Source organism: Frigidibacter sp. (assembly GCF_030695035.1).
In the GTDB taxonomy this organism is placed as follows: Bacteria; Pseudomonadota; Alphaproteobacteria; order Rhodobacterales; family Rhodobacteraceae; genus Frigidibacter.
On sequence record NZ_JAUYTT010000008.1, the window covers coordinates 715,372 to 737,051 of the forward strand.

Below are 21,680 nucleotides of genomic sequence, written 5' to 3' on the forward strand. Positions count from 1 at the left end.
GCACGGGCATTTAAGGTGGGGCGCGGCGGCCTGCTCAGGCAAGGCCGCTGCGGCGCCACCTGGGCTGCATCTCGGTGACGGCCGGGCCCTGATCGAGTGCGACCGGCGATGCGGGCAAAGGCTCGGCCGGCACGGGCTTCATCATCCCCTGCCCGGGCGGAACCGGCGCGAAGGGCGCGGGCGGGAAGGCGGGGGTGGTCGGGCGCCATGCGGGACGGGGATCGGGCGCGCCTTCGCCCGCCACACCCAGTGCCGCCCCCTTCAGCGAGGCGGGCAGCGCCGGGCCCCAGTCAGCCTCGAGAATCGACAGGTTGCGCACCAGTCGCAGCCCGCCGGCAACGGCCGTGTCCAGGGTCACAAGATCGCCGACCGCGGGCCAGCGCGGCGGGGCGGGATCCGGCGACAGGTAATCGGGCGCTTCGGCAAGGCCGTCATAGCCCTTGAGATAGGCGATATCGCCATGATCCTCGCACCAGACCACGGCGGCCTGCGTGGATTCCTTCGACCAGACGACAACACCCAGCATCACAGCCTCGTTACCCCAACATCTGCTTGTAGCCCGGGGCGGTTCGCGGCGCTGGAATAGTTCCGGTTGCAGATATCCGAATTCGCGGCGCTGGAATTTGCCCTTGATGCGGTTTAGACTAAAATGTGATGCGGACCCGCGTCAATCCTGCCGGTTCAGGTGCGACGGGGGGCCGCTGCCGCCCAGAGCCAGAGGAGTCCTGTGATGCAGGACCGTATCGCAGCCCCTGCAACCTCCTCGCGCACGACGAGCGGTGCCGGTGTCACCCCCACCCCGCAGCATCTGCGCGCCATGTTCGGGCATAACCTACGCCAGCTGGTGGCGGGCGAGCCGACCGTGGCCGACCTCTGCCGCCGGCTTGGCATCAACCGCAGCCAATTCAACCGCTACCTGCAGGGCGAGGCCTTTCCGCGCCCCGACATCCTGCACCGGATCTGCGCGCATTTCCGCGTCGATGCCCGGATCTTGCTGGAGCCTCTGGAGGCGCAGCGCCCAGGCCCTGCCCCGGCGACGCCGCTGGCGGCCGCACTCGCCGCGCTTGGTACCGCGATGGCGGGGCGCGATGTGGCGGTGACACAGGGGATGCTGCCGGACGGGCTCTACCGCTTCTGGCGGCGGTCCTTTGCGCAGCCGGACCTGGCGCTGAGCACGATCTGCCGGGTCTGGCGCGCGGGTGGGGCGACGCTGTTCCGCGCCAGCGAGCCGATGCTGCCCAACCCGGTGCTACCGGGGCCGCGCGACAGTGGCCGCCGCCGCAGGCTGGTGCCGCATCACGGGGTGTTCTTGCAGGCCGAGGACGGGGTGACGCTGATTTGCGCGGTGCCCGGCAGCCGGATCCTGCGGCTGAGCTTCCTGCGCTCGGGTCATGCCGGGGTGGCGACGCTGTATCCGGGGTTCTCGGTGCTGACCCGCGACCGCGCCGACGGGCTGCTGCGGGTGGCACCGCTGCTGTTGGAACGGCTGCCCGATGCGATGGGCCCGCGGCTGGAGGCGGCGCGGGGCCGCGGTTATCACCGGCCCGAGATGCTGCCTGATCTGCTGCGAGGCATCTTGATGGCGGACAGCGTCGGCTGACGGGCCGCGATAAATCGGCGGCAGCGGACGATTGAGGCGAACCATTTGGCGCGCGCCGCGTTGGGCCGGCAGAGTGCCCGCCAGACCTGCCCCGACGGGGTGCGTCTGGCTGCGCATCCCGAAGCGCTGCCGACCCCGCCGCCGCGGGTCTGCCCTGCCCTGCGAGAGGACCGACGATGACCCGATGGCAGCTGAGGATCGCGGCGCTGGTGATGCTGGGGGGCGGCGCCGCGCTGGCGCAGGTGGCGGCGCCGGAGGCTCTGACGGGCTCTGCTGCGCCGGCGGCTGCGGCTGCGGCCACAGCTCGGGCTCCCGCAGTCCCCGAAGCTGCCCCCGCCCGGGGCGCGGCGGCGCTGAGCACCGAGGCCCTGCGCCGCGCGCAGGTCGAGGATGCGGGCGGCGTGTCGCTTGGGTCGATCACCGATTTCGTGCTGCTGCCAGATGGCTCCGGCAAGATCAGCCATGTGGTGCTGGCTCTTGGGGGCGTCATGGGCGTCGGCCGCCATGCGGTTGCGGTGCCCTTTTCGGAACTGCAAATCAGCCCTTCCAAGGAGGGCGCCCTCAGCATCCGCCTGCCCTGGACCGAGGCGCAGCTGCGCTCCGTCCCCGCCTATGACCCGGCCAACCCGGCGACGCTGGGGCTCAGCGGGCCGGCGCCCGTCCCCAGCGTGGAGGCCCCCTGATGGAACCTGCGGCCTATACGCCTTATTGCGGCCCCGCGCCGGTGCCCTCCGATCTGTGGGGCGCGTGGAACCTCGACCCGGTGCTGGTCGCGCTGCTGTTGGCGGGCGCGGCGGCCTCCGGCTTTGCACTGCGCGAGGCGCCTGCCCGGCAACGTCTGGCGCTTGCGGGATTTGCGGTGCTGGCGCTCGCCTTCGTCTCGCCAATCTGCGCGCTGGCCTCGGCGCTGTTTTCGGCCCGGGTCTTGCACCACCTGCTGCTGATCGCGCTGGCGGCGCCGCTGCTGGCGCTGGCCTTTCCCGCCCGCGGACGGGCTGGCGTGGGCATTGCCGCGCTGGTGCATACGGTGCTGACCTGGGTCTGGCACGCGCCGGGGCCTTACGCTTGGGCACTGTCCTCGGACATTGCCTATTGGGTGATGGAGGTCAGCCTGCTGGCCTCGGCCGTCTGGCTGTGGCGCGGGCTGCTGGACCGGCGCGAGGGGCCTGCGGCGCCGGTGGCGGCGGCCGTGGCGACGATGGCGCAGATGGGGCTTCTGGGCGGGCTGCTGCTGTTTGCGGGTGCGCCGCTGTTTCTGGTGCATCTGTCCACCACCGGGCCTTGGGGCATCAGCCCGCTGACCGACCAGCAGCTGGCCGGAATCGCGATGGCGGTGCTGGCGACGCCGGCCTATGCCGGGGCCGCGCTGTGGCAGGTGCTGTCGCTGTTCAAGGCTGATCCGAAGGCGCAGGACGGGACGGCGAGCGCATGAGCGACGACCTGCCCGGGCTGACCACGATCCTCAAGGCCGTTCATATCTTGTTCCTTGGAGTCTGGGTCGGCGGCCTCTTGCTGTTCCCCGCGCTGCTGGGGGAGCGGGCCGACCATCCCGCCGGCCCCGCCCTGCACCGGATGCACCGGCGGGCGCGGTTCCTTTACACCGCCGTGCTCTCCCCCGCCGCGATCATCGCCATCGCGAGCGGCACAGCGCTGATCTTCCTGCGCCAGGTTTATGTGCCGTGGTTCGGCGCCAAGCTGCTGCTGGTGGCGGGGCTGGCGATGATCCATGTCTTCGCCGCCAGCCGGATCGTCGAGCTGTTCAAGGAAGAGCAGCCTCCCCGCTATGGCCTTGGCGCCTTTGCCTTCGTCGCCACGTCGCTGCTGGCGGCGGGCACCTTGACGCTGGTGCTGGCCAAGCCAGACTTGCCGCTTCCAGTCGGGCCCGGCGCGGACCTGTTCAGCCCTGGCGGTCTGGGGAATTGGCTGGAGGATGTGTTCCCGGCGCTGGCGCCGGTGGACGCTCAGGGCGCGGGAGTGTCAGTGGACTTCACCGGCTCGGCCTCCTCGGCCTCGGGCGAGTTTTCATCCCCCGGCTCCTCTTCCTCCCCGACGAGACCAACCCCATGATGATAGATGAGTTTGCCCCCATGCCAGCCGGCAAAGCCGACCAGCACCGCGCCGAGTCCCGACAGCGCGAGCCCCAGCGGCAGCACATCCTCGGGCCGGGTCAGGCGCAGGCCCCAATTCGCCCCGAGGACGGAAATCAGCATGACCGCCGCCACCCCATGCGCCCAACCGCTGCCGCGCAGGCGGATACCGCGCACGAGCAGCAGTTCTGCGAGGCCCACGAGCCCGGCAGCAACCCCGGCAATGAAGGCGACGCCCACGGCCCAGACCGCGGCGCGCGCCCAGAACGGGTCGCCCCCCCACCAGAAGAACAGGTCGGCGGCGAGCGTGGCAAAGCCGAGGACGATCGGGAAATGCACCATCATTGCATGCAAGGGATGCCCGGCAAGCGCCACCATCGAGGCGCTGTCGGCGGAGGCCAGAAGATCGGTGAACGGGTCTTCGCTGCGGTCGGCGCTTGGCGTCTTGGGGTCCGGCATCGGCTGGGGGCTCCTTCACGGCGGTCTTCCGAGGGGGGGGGCGTTGCTGGAACAGCAACGAGCGGGCGGGGCGGACGGTTCCCCCGGCTGACGCGCCCTGCCCTGCTGCTGTGCCCTCTGCTGCTGGCGGGGTGCGAGGGGTTGGTGGCCGGGCCGCTGTCGGCGCTGGACCCGGCGGGCCCGCAGGCGCGGGCGGTGGCGCTGCTGTGGTGGTCGATGCTGGCCGCGGCGGCGGTGCTGTTCACGCTGGTGATGGGGCTCTACCTCTGGGCGCTGCTGCGGCCCGAGGCGGCGGCGAAGATCCCGGCGCGGCGGTGGATCATCCTGGGCGGGCTGGTGCTGCCGCTGCCCATCTTGCTGCCGCTGGGGGTGATCGCGCTGGTGCTGGGGGAGTCGATCCTGCGGACGGGCGACGAACCTTTCCGGGTGACCGCCCATGCGCAGCAATGGCATTGGAGCTTCGGCTACCCGGACCAGCCCGGCGCGGCCGAGACCATCGACGTGTTGCACATCCCTGCCGGGCGCACGGTCGAGGTGACGGTCAGCAGCGCCGACGTGATCCATTCCTTCTGGGTGCCGCGGCTGGGGGGCAAGATCGACGCGATCCCCGGGCGCGAGACCCGCATCCTGCTGACCGCCGATGACCCCGGCGGCTATGGCGGCCAGTGCGGCGAGTATTGCGGCACTGGCCACAGCTTCATGGCCTTCGACGTCATCGCCCATCCCGAAGCCGACCTCGCCGCCGCGCTGGCTGGCGACACCGCACCGCAGGAGCCAGCCGAATGACCAAAGCCCCCAGCGGAACACCTGAAACGGTCGAGAGCCTGCTTCCGGGCGCAGACCGCGGCCCCGCCCCTGCGCGGCCCGCAGCGCCGGGCGATGGCGTGACCGACCCGCTGGCACTCGACGCGGGCCTTCGGAAGATCTGGGCCACCGGGCCGGGCTGGCAACGCTTCGCGGCGGTGAACCACTCGGTCGTCGGTGTGCGCTTCATGATCACCTCGCTGGTGTTCTTCACCATCGGCGGCATTCTGGCGATGCTGATCCGGGTACAGTTGGCCACCCCCGACAGCGGGTTCCTGGAGCCGGGGCTTTATGCGCAGGTCTTCACCATGCATGGCACGGTGATGATGTTCCTGTTTGCCATCCCGCTGTTCGAGGGGCTGGCGATGTATCTGCTGCCGAAGATGCTGGGGGCGCGCGACATGGTGTTCCCGCGGCTCTCGGCCTATGGCTACTGGTGCTATCTCTTCGGCGGCACGCTGCTGATCGTGGCGATGCTGGCCGGGGCCGCGCCCGATGGCGGCTGGTTCATGTATACGCCGCTGTCGTCCAAGCCCTACTCGCCCGGGATCGGTGCCGATGTCTGGCTGCTGGGGGTGACTTTCGTCGAGATTTCGGCGATCTCGGCGGCGGTCGAGATCATGGTGACGATCCTGATCCTGCGCGCGCCCGGCATGTCGCTGGACAAGATGCCGGTGTTTGCCTGGTACATGCTGACGGTGGCCGCGATGATGCTGGTCGGCTTCCCGCCGCTGATCCTGGGCTCGATCCTGCTGGAGGCGGAGCGGGCCTTCGGCCTGCCGTTCTTCGACCCTTTGCGCGGCGGCGATCCGCTGCTGTGGCAGCACCTGTTCTGGCTGTTCGGGCACCCCGAGGTCTATATCATCTTCCTTCCGGCGGCGGGGGCCATCTCGACGCTGGTCCCGGTCTTCGCCGGGCGGCCCTTGGCGGGGTATCGCGCGGTGGTGGCGGCGCTGGTGGCGATGGCGTTCCTGTCCTTCGGGCTCTGGGTCCATCACATGTACACGACCGGGCTGCCGCATCTGTCGCTGGCGCTGTTCTCGGCCGCGAGCACGCTGGTCGCGGTGCCGACCGCGGTGCAGATCTTCGCCTGGATCGCCACGCTGGCGCAGCGACGGCGCAAGCCCGACCCCGAGGCGCGGCCCAAGGCCTCGGTCCCGATGCTGCATGTGTTCGGCTTCTTCTTCGTCTTCGTGATGGGCGGGCTGACGGGGGTGATGCTGGCCATCGTGCCCTTCGACTGGCAGGCGCATGACACGCATTTCGTGGTGGCGCATCTGCATTACGTGCTGATCGGCGGCTTCCTGTTCCCGATGCTGGCGGCGGGCTATCACTGGCTGCCGCTGATCTCTGGCCGTGCGCATGACGGGCCGGCGGCGCGGCTGGGGTTCTGGCTGGTTTTTGCCGGGTTCAACGGCACCTTCTTCCTGATGCATATCACCGGGCTGATGGGGATGCCGCGGCGGGTGCATACCTACGGCGCCGAGAGTGGGTGGCATTGGCTGAACCTCATCTCCTCCATCTCCAGCTTCGTGATGGCCATCGGCTTTGCGGTGATCGTGATCGACCTGCTGCTGACCCTGCGCTTTGGCCGCAAGGCAGAGCCGGACCCGTGGCAGGCCGCGACGCTGGAATGGGCGGTGCCGACCCTGCCGCCGCCGCCCTACAACTTCGCCGCGATCCCGCGGATCGACATCCGCGCCGACCGGCTGGAGCCGCGCAAGATGGCCCCGGTGATGGCGCGGGGCGAGGGCTTTCTGGGCGTAGCCCGCAATGGCTGGATGGAGACGACGGGCGTGACGGTCGCCCGCGGCGAGCCCGACCAGATCGTGATGCTGCCGCAGCAGACCTTCCTGCCGCTGTGGACGGCGATGGCGACCGGCGTTGTGTTCCTGTCGCTGCTGTTCAAGATCTATCCGCTGGCGATAGTGGCCGCGCTGGTCGTGGTCGCGCTCTTCCTGCGCTGGCCAGTGGGCACCCATGCCGATGCCGACCGGGGCGACCTGCCCGCGGGCGAGGGTGTGATGCTGCCGCTGTCGTCGGAGGCGCCGGTGCCCCCGGCGGTGCTTGCTCTGCGGGTGGTGGCGGTGGCCGATGGCGCGCTGCTGGCCTCGCTGTTGTTCGGCGGGCTGTTCCTGGCGATCTCGGCGCCGGGCTGGCCGCCTGCGCTGTGGCCCGAGTTGCCAATGGCGCCGGGAGTAGTCGCGGCATTGGCGCTGGTGGTTGGGTGGATCGCCGCGCGAATGGCGGTGCGGGGCGATGTGCTGCGCGGGGCGCCGATGCTAGGGGTGGCGCTGGCGGCAAACCTTGCGACACTTGCGGCCATGGGCTGGATGATCGCCGCGCTGCCCCCCTTGCAGGACCACGCTGCGCAGGCGGTGCTGGCGGCGGTGATGGTCTGGCTGGGGCTGCACGCCTTCATCGGTGCGGTGCTGGCCTTCAACGCGCTGCGCCGCCTGCGCACCGGCCATGTCTCGGCCCGCCGCCGGATCGACATCGACCTGCTGCGCCTCTGGCAAGCCGGGCTGCTGCCCGCGGGCCTCGTGGTGCTCGGCTTCCCGGTTGCGCTCAAGGCGCTGGCACTGGCGGCCCTGCCATGAACGCGGGCACCCGGATCCTCGTCGCCATCGCCGGCGGCTTCACCCTCTGGGCGCTGGTCTTCACCGTCGTCTATGCCGGCCACGCGACGGGGTGTGAGACCGGCTGGGGCCTTACCCCCGGCCCGGGCGGCATCGCCCCGCTGCGCATCGTGCTGGTGCTGCTGCCGGTGACAGGCTTTGCCCTGACGCTGGCGGGCCTGTGGCTGCTGCGCCGCGGCGCGGGGCTCGCGCCGCGGCTGGCGACCACCGCGCAGCTGCTGACCGGGGCGGCGGCTGTGGCGACCGTCTACAACTTCGCCGTCGTCGGCATCCTGCCGCTCTGCGTCTGACCGGATCGGGCCCATTCGGAACTCCCCGGGCGCTGCGCCGTTGGGATCAAACCACTCGCGCCCCCCCGACACCCGCGCCGGCTGCGCCCGATCAGGACGATGCCATGCCCCTGCCCCCCGATCCCATCGCCGATGCCCCCGGCCCCGACCTGACCGCCGAGATCGTCATCGTCGGCGGCGGCTTCGCCGGCCTCTCCTGCGCGCTGGAGCTGGGGGGCAGCGATGTCGATGTGCTGCTGATCGACGCGCGCAACCACAACCTGTTCCAGCCGCTGCTCTATCAGGTCGCCACCGCCGCCCTGTCGCCTGCCGACATCTCCGAGCCGATCCGCCGCACCCTTGGCCGCCACCGCAACCTGCGGGTGCTGCTGGGGCGTGTCACCGGCGCGGACCCTGTCGCGCGCGAGCTGCAACTGGCGGACGGGCGGCGCGTCGGCTATGGCCAGCTGGTTCTGGCGGCGGGCTCCGACTACAACTATTTCGGCCATGACGAGTGGCGCGCCCATGCCCCGGGCCTGAAAACGGTGCATGAAGCGCGGCTGATCCGCCAGCGCCTGCTGCTGGCCTTCGAGAAGGCGGAACACCTGCCCGACCCGGACGCAAGGCGCGATCTGCTGACCACGGTGATCGTCGGCGGCGGGCCGACGGGGGTGGAGATGGCAGGCGCGGTGGCCGAGCTTGGCCGCTTCCTGATCAACCGGGATTTCCGCGGGCTCTTCCCCGATGACCTGCGCATCTTGCTGGTCGAGGCGGGGCCGCGGATCCTCGCGGGCTTTCCCGAAAACCTCTCCAGCTATGCGGCGGATGAGCTGCATGAGGACAATGTCGAGATCTGGACCGACAGCGCGGTCGAGACGGTGGGCGATGGCTTCGTCACCATCGGCGGCAAGCGCATTGCCGCGGGCTGCGTGATCTGGGCGGCGGGGGTGAAGGCGGTGCCGGTGGCGGGCTGGCTGGGGGCCGAGGCCGGCAAGGGCGGGCGGCTGCCGGTGGGGCCGGATCTGGGCGTGACGGGCTATCCCGGTGTCTGGGCCATCGGCGACGCTGCGCTGGCGCTGGACAAGGAGGGTGCGCCGCTGCCGCCCCTGGCACAGGTCGCGCGCCAGCAGGGCCAGCACCTCGGCCACGCATTGCGGCGGCAAGCGCGGGGCGGGCCGGCGCCGGGGCCGTTCCACTTTCGCAACCGGGGCAATACCGCGGTGATCGGCCGCGGCGCGGCGGTGTTCGATTTCGGGCGCTGGCAGATGAAGGGCGCGATCGCCTGGTATCTCTGGGCGCTGGTGCATGTCTGGCTGCTGGTGAACTTCGAGAAGCGGCTGCTGGTCTCGGTGCAATGGGCGATGCGCTATGCCACCCGCCAGCGCAGCGCCCGGCTGATCGACGAGACGGCGGATCCGGCCGTGCCCGCCACCACCGACCCCAAGGAAGCCGAAGCGCGCAAAGCCAAGGGCACAGGCCGGTTCGGCTGACCCGCCCTACCCTTGCCGCAACCGCAAAATGATCTGGGCCAGGATCGACACCGCAATCTCCGCCGGATTTTTCGCCCCGACGTTCAGCCCGACCGGCCCATGGATGCGCGCGATGTCGGTCTCGCTCACCCCCGCCGCCCTGAGCCGCTCCTGCCGCTTGGCATGGGTGCGGGTAGAGCCGAGGCAGCCGATGTAGAAAGCTGGCGAGGCGAGAGCGGCCAAGATCGCCGGATCGTCGATCTTGGGGTCATGGCTGAGGGTTACCACGGCCGTGCGCGCATCAGGCGCCAATCGCGCCAGCGCCACATCGGGCCAGTCATCGAGGATCGCCTCGCCCGGAAACCGCGCCTCTGACCCAAAGGCGCCGCGCGGGTCGATCAGCACCGGATCGAAGCCCGCCATCCGCGCCATCGGGATCAGTGCCTGCGCGATATGCACCGCGCCGATGACCATCAGCCGCAGCGGCGGATTATGCAGGCCGGCGAAGAGGTTGCTGTCTGGATCGACGCCTGACCTGTCGCTGCAAAACCGCTCCGCCAGCGCGCCGGTGGCAGCCTCGGCCTTCACCAACTGAACGCCGAATCCCTCCAGATCCACCAGCAACGCGACCGCCCGCCGTGCCGCCCGCGCTTCCACCAGATCGGCCAACAGCGCCTCGGGCAAGGCCTCCCCCACCGGCTGCACCAGCACCCCGATCTCGCCGCCGCAGGCAAGGCCCACCGCGAAGGCATCATCATTGCTGACCCCGAACCGCAGCAGCCGCGCCTTCCCGTCCACAAGCGCCTCCAGCGCCTCGAGGATCACCGCCCCCTCAACGCAGCCGCCAGAGACGGAGCCCATCATCGCCCCGTCGCCCGCAATCACCAGCTGGCTGCCCGCCTGCCGCGGGGCCGAGCCCCAGGTCTCCACCACCGTCGCCAGCACGGCGCCGCGGCCGGCGCGGTGCCAGTCCAGCGCAAGTTCGGGGATGCGGTCGGCCTCGGGGCGGGTGGGATGATCGGTCATGGCACTCCTCTGCCCGCGATCCTGCAGGGGGTCGCCGGGCTTGCCAATGGCAAACGCCTGCGCGCCGCGACAGGGTCCGCAAAAACGGAAAACGCTGCGGGAGGGAGGCCCGCAGCGCATTTCCCGACCGACGAGGGAGACGTCTGGTTAGGGCGGTTCACTGCGGCAGGGAGTTCCGCATTTCAGGGAGAAGCGAACCGATGCGGCCAAATTATCGCCGCCAGTAGGAGGGCGATTTGACACAGATCAAGTTGGCGTCCCCGTGCCCTGCGACAAAAGCGCAGCACTCTGCGAGCCAACCTTTCCCATTCTTGCTAGAAAAAGCATCCCAGGGTGAGGCGGATCAGGAAACGCTCCAGTAGCCCCAGGCAAAGGGGCCGCCCGTAAAGTGCGGACGGCCCCTTCTCAATCAATGCAGCAACGTCAGTTCGACGCGGTCTGCAGCAGGTCGGTGATCCGACGCACAGAGGCGCGGCGGTTGGTACGCTCGGAGGTCTGCGAATTCACCCGCAGATAGCTCTCGCCGTAACCCTGCACGACCATGTTTTCCGGCGGCACGTCGAAATACTCGGTCAGCGCCAGCGCCACCGATTCCGCGCGCCGGTCCGACAGCGCGAGGTTCGAGGCAGCAGAGCCCACGGCATCGGTATGGCCCTCGATCAGGAACACCTCTTGCGGGTTCTCGTCGATATAGCCCTGGATCAGCCGGCCGAGCGAGGCGAGCGCCTGCGCCTGATCCGGGGTGATCGCGGCCGATCCGGTCTCAAACGTGATCGCGTTCACGTCGATCACCGGCACCAGAGAGCGCACTTCGGCGATGTTGCGCACCTGCGACAGGCTGAAGCGGCGGCCGAAATCCGACTCGCGGGCCAGCGCGGTGCGCAGCTCTGACTCGTCATCGCTGAGCGTCACGAAGTTGCGCGTGGGCGCAGGCAGCGTGGCGACATTCACCGGCTCATAGGCGACGGTGTCGTCGATCAGCAGGTACTCGCGGCCATTCGGATCGATCCGGGTCCGGCGCAACACGCGCATTTCCGGGCTGTAGATCGTCACGATCCGCGAGCCATCCTCACGCACAACCGTCGTGCGGCTGGAGCCGTCGTTGAACTGCTCGGTCCGCACGTTCGAACCGGGCTGGCGCAGCAGCACGTCATCATCCTTGATGACCTCATACTGACCATCCGGGCGCTGGACGACCACGCGGTCACCCGAGTTGAGCGCCACCTTGCGGTTGTTGGAGACGACAGCACCGACGGCAAGCGCACCGAGGCCAAGCAGCATCACCTTCTCGCGGTCGGACAGGGCGCTGTTCCAGCGGTCGTCATCATCGTCGTCATCGTTGCTGCTGCGGGCTGCGCTGCGCTCGGACACGGTGTTGTCGAAGTCTTCCGAAGAGGAGCGGGCGTTTTCCTCGGTGACGGTTTCTTCCATCACCTCGACATTGTCGCCAGCTTCGACATTTCCGTCTTCGCCGGTCACGGCATCCAGCGCGGCGGCAGCCACCGGCTCGCCAGATGCGGCGTCGGGTTCATCAGCCATCAGCTGCACGGCAGGCTGATTGTCCTCCGCGGCTGTGGTGGCAGCGGCATCTGCCTCGGTTTCGGCGCCAGCTTCGGCGGCGGGCTCTGGCTGAGCTTCCTCGGCGACCGGTGCTTCCGGTGCGGCATCCTCGGCGGGGGCTTCCGTGGCCTCGGCGGGGGCGTCATTGTTCTGCTGCTCCAACGCGCGGCGCAGCTCCTCCTCGCTGGAGTCGGTCCCGGCGGCGGGCTCCTCGGCGGCCGGTTCTTCGGCTGCGGGCGCTTCGGCTGCCGGTTCCTCTGCCACCGGTTGCTCGGTGGCGGGTTCTTCTACCACGGGGTCTTCGGCGGCGGGCTCTTCAGCGGCAGGCTCTTCCTGCAGCGCACGGTCCAGCGCATCGCCGAGGCTCTCCTCGCCCTCGGCTGCGGGGATCTCGGGCGCCTGATCGGGCTGCGGGATCTCTTGCGGGCTCTCGGCCGGAGTTTCATCCGGGACCGGCTGCTGCTCGGGCGCGGGTTCCGGGGTCACCTCAGGCTCGGCCGGCACTTCTGCGGGGGCCTCCTCGGGCTGCGGTTCCGGCTGGGCTTCTTGCTGCTGCTCGGCCTCGTCGGCTCTGGGTTCCTCGGCCGCGCAGGGGGGCGTCGAGCCATCGGCGCACAGCACGGTTGCATCCGTCTGGGCATAGACCGGGACCGGCAGGGCCATCGACAGGCTGGCCATCAGCGCCGTGGCGCGGGCCGCCCCTGTTCTCGTCTTTTTGCTGCGCATCACCTAAAACTCCTCCAGGATGTTCTACTATCCGGTGACAGAACGCCTGACGGCTGGCAACTGTTCCGCACTGGGGTGCGGATCACATCATTGCGCTGGCCGCGTGATCTGCGACAGATCAGGCCGCGCCGCGCCTGGCATCCTCGAGGATCATTGTTGCGGCCTTCTCGGCGATCATGATCGTCGGCGCGTTGGTATTGCCCGAGGTGATGGTCGGCATCACCGAGGCATCGGCGATGCGCAGCCGGCCAAGCGCGCGGAAACGCAGGCGGGGGTCGACCACGCTGGCCTCATCCGCGCCCATGCGGCAGGTGCCGACCGGGTGGAAGATGGTGGTGCCGATATCCCCTGCAGCGCGGGCCAGCTCCTCGCGGGTCTGGTGCTGCGCGCCGGGGCGGAACTCCTCGGGGCTGTAGCGGGCAAAGGCGGGCTGCGCCGCGATGTGGCGGGTGAGTTCGAGCGAGCGCACGGCGACATCGCGGTCGCCCTCGGTGGCAAGGTAGTTGGGGCGGATCGAGGGATGCGCGCGGGGGTCGGGGCCGGTCACATGCACGGACCCGCGGCTTTCGGGGCGCAGGTTGCAAACAGAGGCCGTCATCGCCGGGAAGGGATGCACCGCCTCGCCGAACTTGTCGAGGCTGACGGGCTGGACGTGGTATTCCAGATCGGGCGTGGCCTTTTCGGGGCCGGAGCGGGTGAAGATGCCAACCTGGCTGGGGGCCATCGACATCGGGCCCGACCGGCGCAGCAGGTATTCCATGCCGATGCTGGCCTTGCCCAGAAGGGTCGAGGCCTTCTCGTTCAGCGTCGGCACCCCGGTCACCTTGTAGACCATGCGCAGTTGCAGATGGTCCTGCAGGTTCTCGCCCACGCCCGCCACCTCGCAGATCGGCGCGATGCCGGCGGCCTGCAGCACCTCGCCGCGGCCGATCCCCGACAGCTCCAAGAGCTGCGGCGAGCCGATGGCGCCGGCGGAGAGCACGGTTTCGCGGCGGGCGCGGGCGGTCTTGTCGATGCCGGCGTGGTGGAAGGCGACGCCGCGCACCTCGCCCTCATCGACGATCAGCCGTGTCGCCTGCGCGCCAGTCAGTACCGTCAGGTTGGGGCGGCCCGCGGCGGGGCGCAGGAAGGCCTTCGAGGTGTTCCAGCGGATGCCGGAGCGTTGGTTGACGTCGAAATAGCCGCCGCCTTCATTGTCGCCGGTGTTGAAGTCGTCGGTGCGGGGGATGCCGGCCTGCACCGCCGCCTCGAGAAACGCATCGAGGACCGCCCACCGGACGCGGGCCTTCTCCACCCGCCACTCGCCCCCTACCCCGTGCAGATCGCTGGCGCCCTTGTAGAAATCCTCCTGCCCCCGGAAGACCGGCAGCACATCGTCCCAGCCCCAGCCAGTGCATCCGAGCTGGCGCCAGTGGTCATAATCCGCCGCCTGCCCGCGCATGTAGATCATGCCGTTGATCGACGAGCAGCCGCCCAGGACCTTGCCGCGCGGATACATCAGCGCCCGGCCGTTCAGCCCCGGTTCGGCCTCGGTCTTGAACAGCCAGTCGGTGCGGGGGTTGCCGATGCAATAGAGATAGCCGACCGGAATATGGATCCAGTGGTAATTGTCGCGCCCCCCCGCCTCGAGCAGCAGCACCGAATTGCGCGGGTCTTCCGACAGGCGGTTGGCCAGCACGCATCCGGCGCTGCCGGCGCCGATGACGATATAGTCGAAGTGGTCCATTTGGTCTCCTTGCGCCACCCCCGGCGCGGGTTCTTCAGCGCTCGGGGTTGAACCCCAGCATCCGCCCCAGCTTCGAGGCGTAGAACTCGCCCACCAGCCCGCGGCGGAACAGCAGCACGCAGACCATGAACACAACGCCGGTGATGATGGTGACCGGCACGTTCGAGGTAGCGAGGTAGTTCTGCAAGCTGACCACCAGCCCCGCGCCGAAGACCGGCCCGATCAGCGTGCCGATACCGCCAAGCAGCGTCATCAGGATCACCTCGCCCGACATCTGCCAGCTGACGTCGGTCAGTGTGGCGAACTGGAAGACCAGCGCCTTCATCCCGCCCGCCAGCCCGGTCAGCGCCGCGGACATGACGAAGGCCCCCAGCTTGTAGCGCGCGACGGAGTAACCGAGCGAGATGGCGCGGTTCTCGTTCTCGCGGATCGACTTCAGGATCATCCCGAAGGGGGAATTCACGAAGCGCCAGATCAGCGCCATGCCGATCAGGAACACCCCCAGCACGGTGAAGTAGAGGTTGGTGGAGTTGCTGAGGTCGATGAACCCCAAGAGATGCCCGCGCGGGACGGACTGGATGCCATCCTCGCCATGGGTGAAGCCGGCCTGCAGGCAGAAGAAGAAGAACATCTGGCTGAGGGCAAGGGTGATCATCGCGAAGTAGATGCCCTGCCGGCGGATGGCGATGGCGCCCATGATCAGGCCGAGGCCCGCAGCGCCGGCGACGCCGAGCAGGATGCCGAACTCCGGTGGCCAGCCCCAGACCTTCACTGCATGGGCGGTGAAATAGGCGGCCCCGCCGAAGAAGGTGGCATGGCCGAAGGACAGCAGGCCCGTATATCCCAGCAGCAGGTTGAAGGCCGCGGCGAAGAGCGCGAAGCACAGAAGCTTCATCAGGAAGATCGGGTAGAGCATGAAGGGCGCGACCAGCAGGAAGGCCAGTGCCCCGATCAGGATCGCGGCCTTGATCGGCCCGGCAAGTGCCAGGGTGCGCGTCGGTGCAGTATCGCCAGTATGTGTGCTGTGGCTCATGTCAGGCATCCTTGCCGAATAGGCCTGCGGGACGCAGGATCAGGACGATCGCCATGATGACGAAGATCACGATGTTGGAGGCTTCGGGGTAGAAGACCTTGGTCAGCCCCTCGGCAATGCCCAGCATGTAGCCGGTGATGATGGCACCCAGGATCGACCCCATGCCGCCCACCACGACCACCGCGAAGACGATGATGATGATGTTACTGCCCATCAGCGGGCTGACCTGATAGATCGGCGCTGCCAGCACCCCGGCTAGCCCCGCAAGCCCCGCGCCAAGCCCGTAGGTCAGCGTCAGAAGCAGCGGCACGTTGATGCCGAAGCTTTGCACCAGCACCGGGTTCTCGGTCGCGGCGCGCAGATAGGCGCCGAGCTTGGTCTTCTCGATCAGGAACCACACGCCGAGACAGATCACCATCGAGGCGACAACCACCCAGCCGCGATAGATCGGCAAGAACATGAAGCCGAGGTTCACCCCGCCACTCAGCGCGGCGGGCGTGGTATAGGGCTGGCCCGAGGCGCCGAAGAAGTATCGGAAGGTGCCCTCGATGGTCAGCGCCATGCCGAAGGTGAAGAGAAGGCCATAGAGATGGTCGAGCTTGTAGAGCCGCGAGAGCATCGTGCGCTCCACAAAGGCCCCCATCGCCCCCACCACGATCGGCGCAAGGATCAGCGCGCCCCAATAGCCGATGCCGGCGAATTTCAGCATCAGCAGGGCGACGAAGGCCCCCAGCATGTATTGCGCGCCGTGGGCGAAGTTGATGACCCGCAAGAGGCCGAAAATCACCGCAAGACCAAGCGACAGCAGCGCGTAGAACGAGCCGTTGATCAGCCCGACCAAGAGCTGCCCCAGCAGCGCCTGAATGGGAATGCCGAAAAGCATCATCATCGTCACACCCCCAGTTCGCGGTTGAGAAGGTCCATCCGCGCCGGCAGGTCGGCCACCGGAAACTCGGCGGTCATGCGGCCATGGTCCATCAGGTAGAAACGGTCGGCGACCTTGCTGGCAAAGCGGAAGTTCTGCTCGACCAGCACCACGGTCATGCCGCGGGCCTTGAGCTTGCCCAGAACCTCGCCGATGGCCTGGATGATGACCGGGGCAAGGCCCTCGGTCGGCTCGTCCAGCAGCAGGCAGCGCGCGCCGGTGCGCAGGATGCGGGCCATCGCCAGCATCTGCTGCTCGCCGCCCGACAGCTTGGTACCGGGGCTTGTGCGGCGTTCCGACAGGTTCGGAAACAGCTCGTAAATCTCATCGACCGCCATCCCGCCCGGGGCCACGATAGGCGGCAGGGTCAGGTTCTCCTCGACGGTGAGGGTGGCGAAGATCCCGCGCTCCTCGGGCACGAAGCCAAGCCCGGCGCGGGCGGAGCGGTGCAGCGGCACCCCCATCATATCCTTGCCGGCGAAGGTGATCGTGCCCTCGCGCTTGCGCAAGATGCCCATGATGGTGCGCAGCGTCGTGGTCTTGCCCATGCCGTTGCGGCCGAGGATGCAGATCATCTCGCCTTCGTTGACATGCAGGTCCACGCCATGCAGCACATGGCTCTCGCCATACCAGGCGTGCAGCCCGGCGACGTTCAGCAGCGGAGCACTCATTCTTCGGTTCCCATATAGGCGGTGCGCACACGCGGATCGGCCGACACGGTGGCGTAATCGCCCTGCGCGATGATCTCGCCCCGTTGCAGCACCGTCACCTCGTGGCAGATATCGGCAACGACGCTGAGGTTGTGTTCCACCATCAGCACGGCGCGGTGCTTGGCGACGTCGCGGATGATCGCGGCGACCATCTGCACATCTTCCTGCCCCATCCCGGCCATCGGTTCATCCAGCAGCAGCACCTCGGGGTCGAGCGCGAGGGTCGTCGCAATCTCCAGCACCCGCTTGCGGCCATAGGAGAGATCGCCAGCACGCGCGTCGCGGTACTCGCTCAGCCCCAGATCGTCGATCAGCACCTCGGCCCGGCCATTCAGCCGGTCGAGCGATGACATCGGCAGCCAGAACTGCACCGCCAGATCGTTGGGCCGCTGCAGCGCGACGCGGACATTCTCCAGCACCGTCAGATGCGGGAACACCGCCGAGATCTGGAAGGACCGCACCAGCCCCATCCGCGCCACCTTGTCGGGCTTCATACGGGTGATGTCGGTTCCCAGCAGCGTGATGCTGCCGCGGGTTGGCTGCAGGAACTTGGTCAGAAGGTTGAACACGGTGGTCTTGCCGGCGCCGTTCGGGCCGATCAGCGCGTGGATGCGGGCGTGATGCACGTCCAGATCGACGTTGTTCACCGCGGTGAAGCCGGCAAAATCCTTGCCCAGGCCGCGGGCGGAAAGCACCACCCGCGGCTGGTCCTGCGTCTGCACAGGCGTTTGCGTCATCATCATGCCTTACTGGGCAATTAGCGGGCAGCCGCTTTTGGCAGGATCGATGAAGGCCTCGGCCCCTGGGATCGTGGCGAGCACGTTGTAGTAATCCCAGGCAATGTCGCTGTCGCCCGGCTTCTTCACTTCCATCAGGTAGACATCGGTGATCATCCGGCCGTTCGGCGCGACGGTGCCGCTTTCGGTGAAGACGTCCTTCACCGGCATTTCATGCAGCTTGGCCGCAACCGCCTCGGTCTCATCCCCGCCAGCAGCCTCGACGGCCTTCAGGTAGGACAGCACGGCGGAATAGGTGCCGGCGTGAACCATGTTCGGCATCGCGCCGGTGCGGTCGAAGAAGCGCTTGCCGAAGGCGGCGGTTTCCTCGTTGCGGTTCCAGTAGAAGCTTTCGGTCAGGGTCAGGCCCTGCGCCGCTTCCAGCCCGATGCCGTTGACCTCGGCCAGCGTGAACAGCAGCGCGGCAAGCCGCTGGCCGCTTTGCACGATGCCGAATTCCGACGCCTGCTTGATCGCGTTCTGGGTGTCCATCCCGGCATTGGCGAGGCCGATGACGCTGGCACCCGAAGCCTGCGCCTGCAGCAGGAACGACGAGAAGTCGGTGGTCGCCAGCGGGTGGCGCACGGCGCCCGCGACTGTGCCGCCATTCGCGGTGACATAGGCCGCGGTGTTCTCTTCCAGCGAATAGCCGAAGGCATAGTCCGCGGTCAGGAAGAACCACTTGTCACCGCCCTGCTCCACCAGCGCGCCGCCGGTGCCGACAGCCAGCGCATGGGTGTCATAGACCCAGTGGAAACCATAGGGCGAGCATTGCGGGCCGGTCAGCTCGGTCGTCGCTGCGCCGGTGGTGATGGTGATCTTGGCCTTCTCCTTCGACAGGGCCTGCACGGCCAGCGCCACGGAAGACGTCGTCAGCTCCATGATCGCATCGACCTGCTCGGTATCATACCACTGGCGCGCGATGTTCGAGGCGATGTCGGCCTTGTTCTGGTGATCGGCGGTGACCACCTCGACCGGCATGTCCAGCACGGTGCCGCCGAAATCCTCGACCGCCATCAGCGCGGCCTCGTAGGAAAACTTGCCGCCGAAATCGGCATAGACGCCCGACTGGTCGTTCAGGATGCCGATCTTGACCTTTCCGTCGCTGACCTCGGCCAGTGACGGCGAAGCGAGTGCCGCAAGCGCGCTTGCGGACATCAGAATTCTGCGCATGTCTCAACCTCCCTTGAAACGCGCGGCCCGGCCGGACAGCACTTGGCTGCCCCCCCGAGAGGGGTGCAGGCGCGACATCTCTGTTCAAAAATGGCCAGACGGGCTCCTCTCCCGTCTGTCCTGCCACAACGATCACAGCAAACGAGCTTTGACACAACCCTTGGTGAAAGGTTAATTGCATACAGGATCTGTCCATTTATGAACAGAACTCGGGAGATATCTTGCAAAACTTCGACTGGGACGACCTGCAGTTCTTTCTGGCCGTGGCCCGCACAGGCCAGCTGTCACGCGCCGCGCGGCAGCTGCAGACCAGCCACGTCACCGTCTCCCGCCGCATCGACCGGCTGGAGGCGGCGCTGAAGCTGCGCCTGTTCGAGCGTAATCCGCGGGGCTATGAGCTGACGACCTTCGGTCGCCGCCTGATCGAGACCGCGGAGCGGATCGAGGCAGAGACCGAGCGGATGAATGTCGAGCTTCTGGGCGACAGCATCGGCCAGCGCGGCATTCTGCGGGTGGCGACGCCCGAAGGTTTCGGCAGCTTCTTCTCCACCCGCCTGCTGCCGCGCTTCAGCGCCCGCTTTCCGAACATCCTGCTGGAGCTGGTGACGCTGCCGCAGATCCTGTCGCTGTCGCGGCGCGAGGCGGATGTGTCGGTGACGCTCGACCCGTCGAAGGCCAGCCCCTACATCTCGGACAAGATCACCGATTACAGCCTGCACGTCTATGGCGCGCGCCACTACCTCGACCGGCACCCGCCCATCACCACCCGCGAGCAGCTGCTGGAACATCGCTTCATCGGCTATATCGAGGAGATGATCTTCGCCCCCGGCCTCGACTATCTGGGCGAGGTGCATCCGGGGCTGCGCGCGCAGTTCCGCAGCTCCAGCATCTTCAACCAGCTGGCGGCGACGAAGCTGGGCGAAGGGCTGTGCGTGCTGCCCTATTTCATCGCCAGCCAGCACCCGGACCTGCAGATCGTGCTGGCAGACGAGGTCTGGCTGCGAAGGCATTACTGGATGACCTGCCACCGCGACGTGCGCCCGATTGCGCGTGAACGAGCGGTGATGACCTGGCTGGCCGAGGCGGTGCGGGCTGAGGAAGCAGCGTTGATCCGAGGGGCGCCCAGATCTTCAGCTTCGTGAAGATCGGTTCGGGGATGTTGCAGACGATCGCCATCATGCCGCAGTCATCGCACCGATTTCAGTCGGGATGGCGACAAAACCGGGCAACGCCGCGCAAAAGGGGCGCCGAAGCGCCCCTTTGATCCTTGGCCCAAAGCCCGCGCTTACTCAACTGCGCTGGCTGACAGGTTGATGATCGACGGCGTGATCTGGTTGATGACGCGGCTCCATTTGGTGATCGGCTGTTCCGAGACAAAGACCACGTCATTCGGGCGAAGCTCGAACCTTGTGGCCAGCAGCAGGTTCGCGGCATTGCGCGCATCCAGCTGCCAGGCCGTGACCGATCCGAACTCGCGCGGATCAGGCGAGCCGCGCAGGACGTAGATGTGCCGGGCATTGGCCTTTTCGTTCGACATGCCGCCGCTCTCTCCATAGATCGCATCGGCCAGCACCGCCTTGCGGTCGAAGGGCAGCGGGTAGCGGCCCTGCCGGGTCAACTCGCCCGTCATGTAGACATAGTCGCGGTCGACCGAGTCGAGTTCCAGCTTGGTCTGGAAGTTCTCGCGCGCCTCTGCCATGTCGGCGCGGCGTAGCGACACTTCAGCCTGCAATTCGCTGATCGCAACTTCGCGGGCGCGGGTGCGGAAGGTCGCCAGCTGGATCTGCTCCGAGAAATAGGACTCAGCCTTGGCCAGATCATATTCGGTATCGACGAAGACGCTGTCGCCATCGGCCAGACGGACCTTCTGCAGGTCGGGCTGGGTGTAGAACTCTGCCAGCGGGATCTGGTAGATGGTGCCGTCTCGGTAGATGCGGATCGTGGCGTAATCCTGGTCAACGACGGTGATGCCCCCGGCAGCGACCAGCGCCTGATCGAGCCGCAGCGGCGTCAGCGAGATCGGCGCGACGGTCGGGGTATTGACCGCACCGCCGATCGAGACGCGCTTGGAGTTGAACTCGGCGATCTCGAGGCTGAAGGTCGGGTCGATCTGCGCTTCGACCAGACGGCGGAACACGACCGCCTCGGCCTCTTCCAGGGTCAGCCCGGCCACTGGCACCCGGCCGACATCTGGCACCGCGATGGCGCCGTCGTCCTGTACGGTATAGCCCTGACGGCTGTTCTGCGCGGCGAGCAGCCCCGAAAGCTCCTCGATGGTATTGCCGGCCTGCGGGGTCGCCAGCAGCACCACATCGCCGACGCCGATGGTATAGGGCCCATCCTGCACCGGCGGCGGCACCCGGGTTTCGAGCACGTCGGGCCGGCCTTCGGGCAGGAACGCGGTATCCGGGATCTCACCGGCGCCGCGCAGCGACCCGCCTGCCCCGGCCGTTGCCGAGAACACGCCCGGCAGCGATTTCGGGGCAAAGGTCGAACGATTCGCCGCCAGCAGGGTTTCGGCAGTGATCGGAACCACCTGCACCTTGCTGTCGCGGCTGACGCCTTCCTTCACCGAAGGGGTCTGATAGACGACACCGCAACCGGCCAGCAGGGCCACCACGCTGAGAGTAGTCAGGAAACGCACGGGAAATCCTCCGCTATTGGGATCGCAATGCCGGCCCCGGGGCCGAAGGAGAAA

20 protein-coding genes are annotated in these 21,680 nt (G+C 68.0%); 9 read left to right on the plus strand and 11 right to left on the minus strand.

Annotated features, from left to right (window positions below; genetic code table 11):
* Positions 1-34: 34 nt before the first annotated feature.
* A complete protein-coding gene (locus tag Q8S30_RS07590) occupies positions 35-526 on the minus strand; it encodes a hypothetical protein (protein WP_305665406.1) in 492 nt (163 codons plus the stop codon).
* A 204-nt stretch (positions 527-730) separates the two neighbouring features.
* Between Q8S30_RS07590 and Q8S30_RS07595 the strand changes: the two genes are divergently transcribed.
* The 4 genes from Q8S30_RS07595 (at position 731) to Q8S30_RS07610 (ending at position 3,667) form a co-directional block, all read left to right on the plus strand.
* Positions 731-1,600 carry a helix-turn-helix domain-containing protein gene (locus tag Q8S30_RS07595; RefSeq protein WP_305665407.1) on the plus strand — a complete coding sequence of 290 codons (870 nt, stop codon included), beginning with the start codon at positions 731-733 and terminating at the stop codon, positions 1,598-1,600.
* A gap of 176 nt (positions 1,601-1,776) precedes the next feature.
* Positions 1,777-2,283 (plus strand): PRC-barrel domain-containing protein, encoded by a 507-nt coding sequence (locus tag Q8S30_RS07600; RefSeq protein WP_305665408.1) that lies wholly within the window; start codon positions 1,777-1,779, stop codon positions 2,281-2,283.
* Complete coding sequence (locus tag Q8S30_RS07605) at positions 2,283-3,032, plus strand: cytochrome c oxidase assembly protein (protein ID WP_305665409.1); 750 nt, start codon at positions 2,283-2,285, stop codon at positions 3,030-3,032. Before Q8S30_RS07600 ends, Q8S30_RS07605 begins: the two co-directional genes overlap by 1 nt.
* Positions 3,029-3,667 (plus strand): CopD family protein, encoded by a 639-nt coding sequence (locus Q8S30_RS07610; RefSeq protein ID WP_305665410.1) that lies wholly within the window; start codon positions 3,029-3,031, stop codon positions 3,665-3,667. Before Q8S30_RS07605 ends, Q8S30_RS07610 begins: the two co-directional genes overlap by 4 nt.
* Here Q8S30_RS07610 and Q8S30_RS07615 read toward each other — a convergent pair.
* Complete coding sequence (locus Q8S30_RS07615) at positions 3,562-4,146, minus strand: DUF2231 domain-containing protein (protein WP_305665411.1); 585 nt, start codon at positions 4,144-4,146, stop codon at positions 3,562-3,564. The two genes, Q8S30_RS07610 and Q8S30_RS07615, sit on opposite strands and share 106 nt — an antisense overlap.
* A 144-nt stretch (positions 4,147-4,290) precedes the next feature.
* Here Q8S30_RS07615 and coxB point away from each other — a divergent pair, with 144 nt between their 5' ends.
* The 4 genes from coxB (at position 4,291) to Q8S30_RS07635 (ending at position 9,348) form a co-directional block, all read left to right on the plus strand.
* Positions 4,291-4,932 carry a cytochrome c oxidase subunit II gene (gene coxB / locus Q8S30_RS07620; protein ID WP_305665412.1) on the plus strand — a complete coding sequence of 214 codons (642 nt, stop codon included), beginning with the start codon at positions 4,291-4,293 and terminating at the stop codon, positions 4,930-4,932.
* Positions 4,929-7,550 (plus strand): cytochrome c oxidase subunit I, encoded by a 2,622-nt coding sequence (ctaD, locus tag Q8S30_RS07625; RefSeq protein ID WP_305665413.1) that lies wholly within the window; start codon positions 4,929-4,931, stop codon positions 7,548-7,550. The genes coxB and ctaD overlap by 4 nt, the downstream gene beginning before the upstream one ends.
* On the plus strand, positions 7,547-7,879 hold the full coding sequence (locus Q8S30_RS07630; RefSeq protein WP_305665414.1) for a hypothetical protein: 333 nt from the start codon (positions 7,547-7,549) through the stop codon (positions 7,877-7,879). The genes ctaD and Q8S30_RS07630 overlap by 4 nt, the downstream gene beginning before the upstream one ends.
* A 104-nt stretch (positions 7,880-7,983) precedes the next feature.
* Positions 7,984-9,348 (plus strand): NAD(P)/FAD-dependent oxidoreductase, encoded by a 1,365-nt coding sequence (locus Q8S30_RS07635; protein WP_305665415.1) that lies wholly within the window; start codon positions 7,984-7,986, stop codon positions 9,346-9,348.
* 6 nt (positions 9,349-9,354) lie between these two features.
* Here Q8S30_RS07635 and Q8S30_RS07640 read toward each other — a convergent pair whose 3' ends face one another.
* The 8 genes from Q8S30_RS07640 to Q8S30_RS07675 form a co-directional block, all read right to left on the minus strand.
* Positions 9,355-10,353 carry an XdhC family protein gene (locus Q8S30_RS07640; protein ID WP_305665416.1) on the minus strand — a complete coding sequence of 333 codons (999 nt, stop codon included), beginning with the start codon at positions 10,351-10,353 and terminating at the stop codon, positions 9,355-9,357.
* Between the two features lie 423 nt (positions 10,354-10,776).
* The gene (locus tag Q8S30_RS07645) at positions 10,777-12,639 is read right to left on the minus strand and encodes an OmpA family protein (protein ID WP_305665417.1); all 1,863 of its coding nucleotides are present in this window, start codon (positions 12,637-12,639) and stop codon (positions 10,777-10,779) included.
* Positions 12,640-12,757: 118 nt separating this feature from the next.
* Positions 12,758-14,365: a GMC family oxidoreductase gene (locus Q8S30_RS07650; RefSeq protein WP_305665418.1), complete on the minus strand. Its 1,608-nt coding sequence runs from the start codon at positions 14,363-14,365 to the stop codon at positions 12,758-12,760.
* A 34-nt stretch (positions 14,366-14,399) separates the two neighbouring features.
* Positions 14,400-15,398: a branched-chain amino acid ABC transporter permease gene (locus Q8S30_RS07655; RefSeq protein ID WP_305665419.1), complete on the minus strand. Its 999-nt coding sequence runs from the start codon at positions 15,396-15,398 to the stop codon at positions 14,400-14,402.
* Position 15,399: 1 nt separating this feature from the next.
* Positions 15,400-16,287: a branched-chain amino acid ABC transporter permease gene (locus Q8S30_RS07660; RefSeq protein WP_305665420.1), complete on the minus strand. Its 888-nt coding sequence runs from the start codon at positions 16,285-16,287 to the stop codon at positions 15,400-15,402.
* Positions 16,288-16,289: 2 nt separating this feature from the next.
* Positions 16,290-16,994 carry an ABC transporter ATP-binding protein gene (locus tag Q8S30_RS07665; protein ID WP_305665421.1) on the minus strand — a complete coding sequence of 235 codons (705 nt, stop codon included), beginning with the start codon at positions 16,992-16,994 and terminating at the stop codon, positions 16,290-16,292.
* Entirely contained in the window at positions 16,991-17,770 is a 780-nt protein-coding gene (locus Q8S30_RS07670; RefSeq protein WP_305665692.1) for an ABC transporter ATP-binding protein, read from the minus strand. Before Q8S30_RS07670 ends, Q8S30_RS07665 begins: the two co-directional genes overlap by 4 nt.
* A gap of 9 nt (positions 17,771-17,779) precedes the next feature.
* Complete coding sequence (locus Q8S30_RS07675) at positions 17,780-18,982, minus strand: ABC transporter substrate-binding protein (protein ID WP_305665422.1); 1,203 nt, start codon at positions 18,980-18,982, stop codon at positions 17,780-17,782.
* 221 nt (positions 18,983-19,203) lie between these two features.
* Here Q8S30_RS07675 and Q8S30_RS07680 point away from each other — a divergent pair, with 221 nt between their 5' ends.
* Positions 19,204-20,124 (plus strand): LysR family transcriptional regulator, encoded by a 921-nt coding sequence (locus Q8S30_RS07680; RefSeq protein ID WP_305665423.1) that lies wholly within the window; start codon positions 19,204-19,206, stop codon positions 20,122-20,124.
* Positions 20,125-20,267: 143 nt separating this feature from the next.
* On the opposite strand, the gene Q8S30_RS07685 is transcribed toward Q8S30_RS07680, so the two are convergent.
* Positions 20,268-21,626 (minus strand): polysaccharide biosynthesis/export family protein, encoded by a 1,359-nt coding sequence (locus Q8S30_RS07685; protein ID WP_305665424.1) that lies wholly within the window; start codon positions 21,624-21,626, stop codon positions 20,268-20,270.
* Between the last annotated feature and the right edge of the window lie 54 nt (positions 21,627-21,680).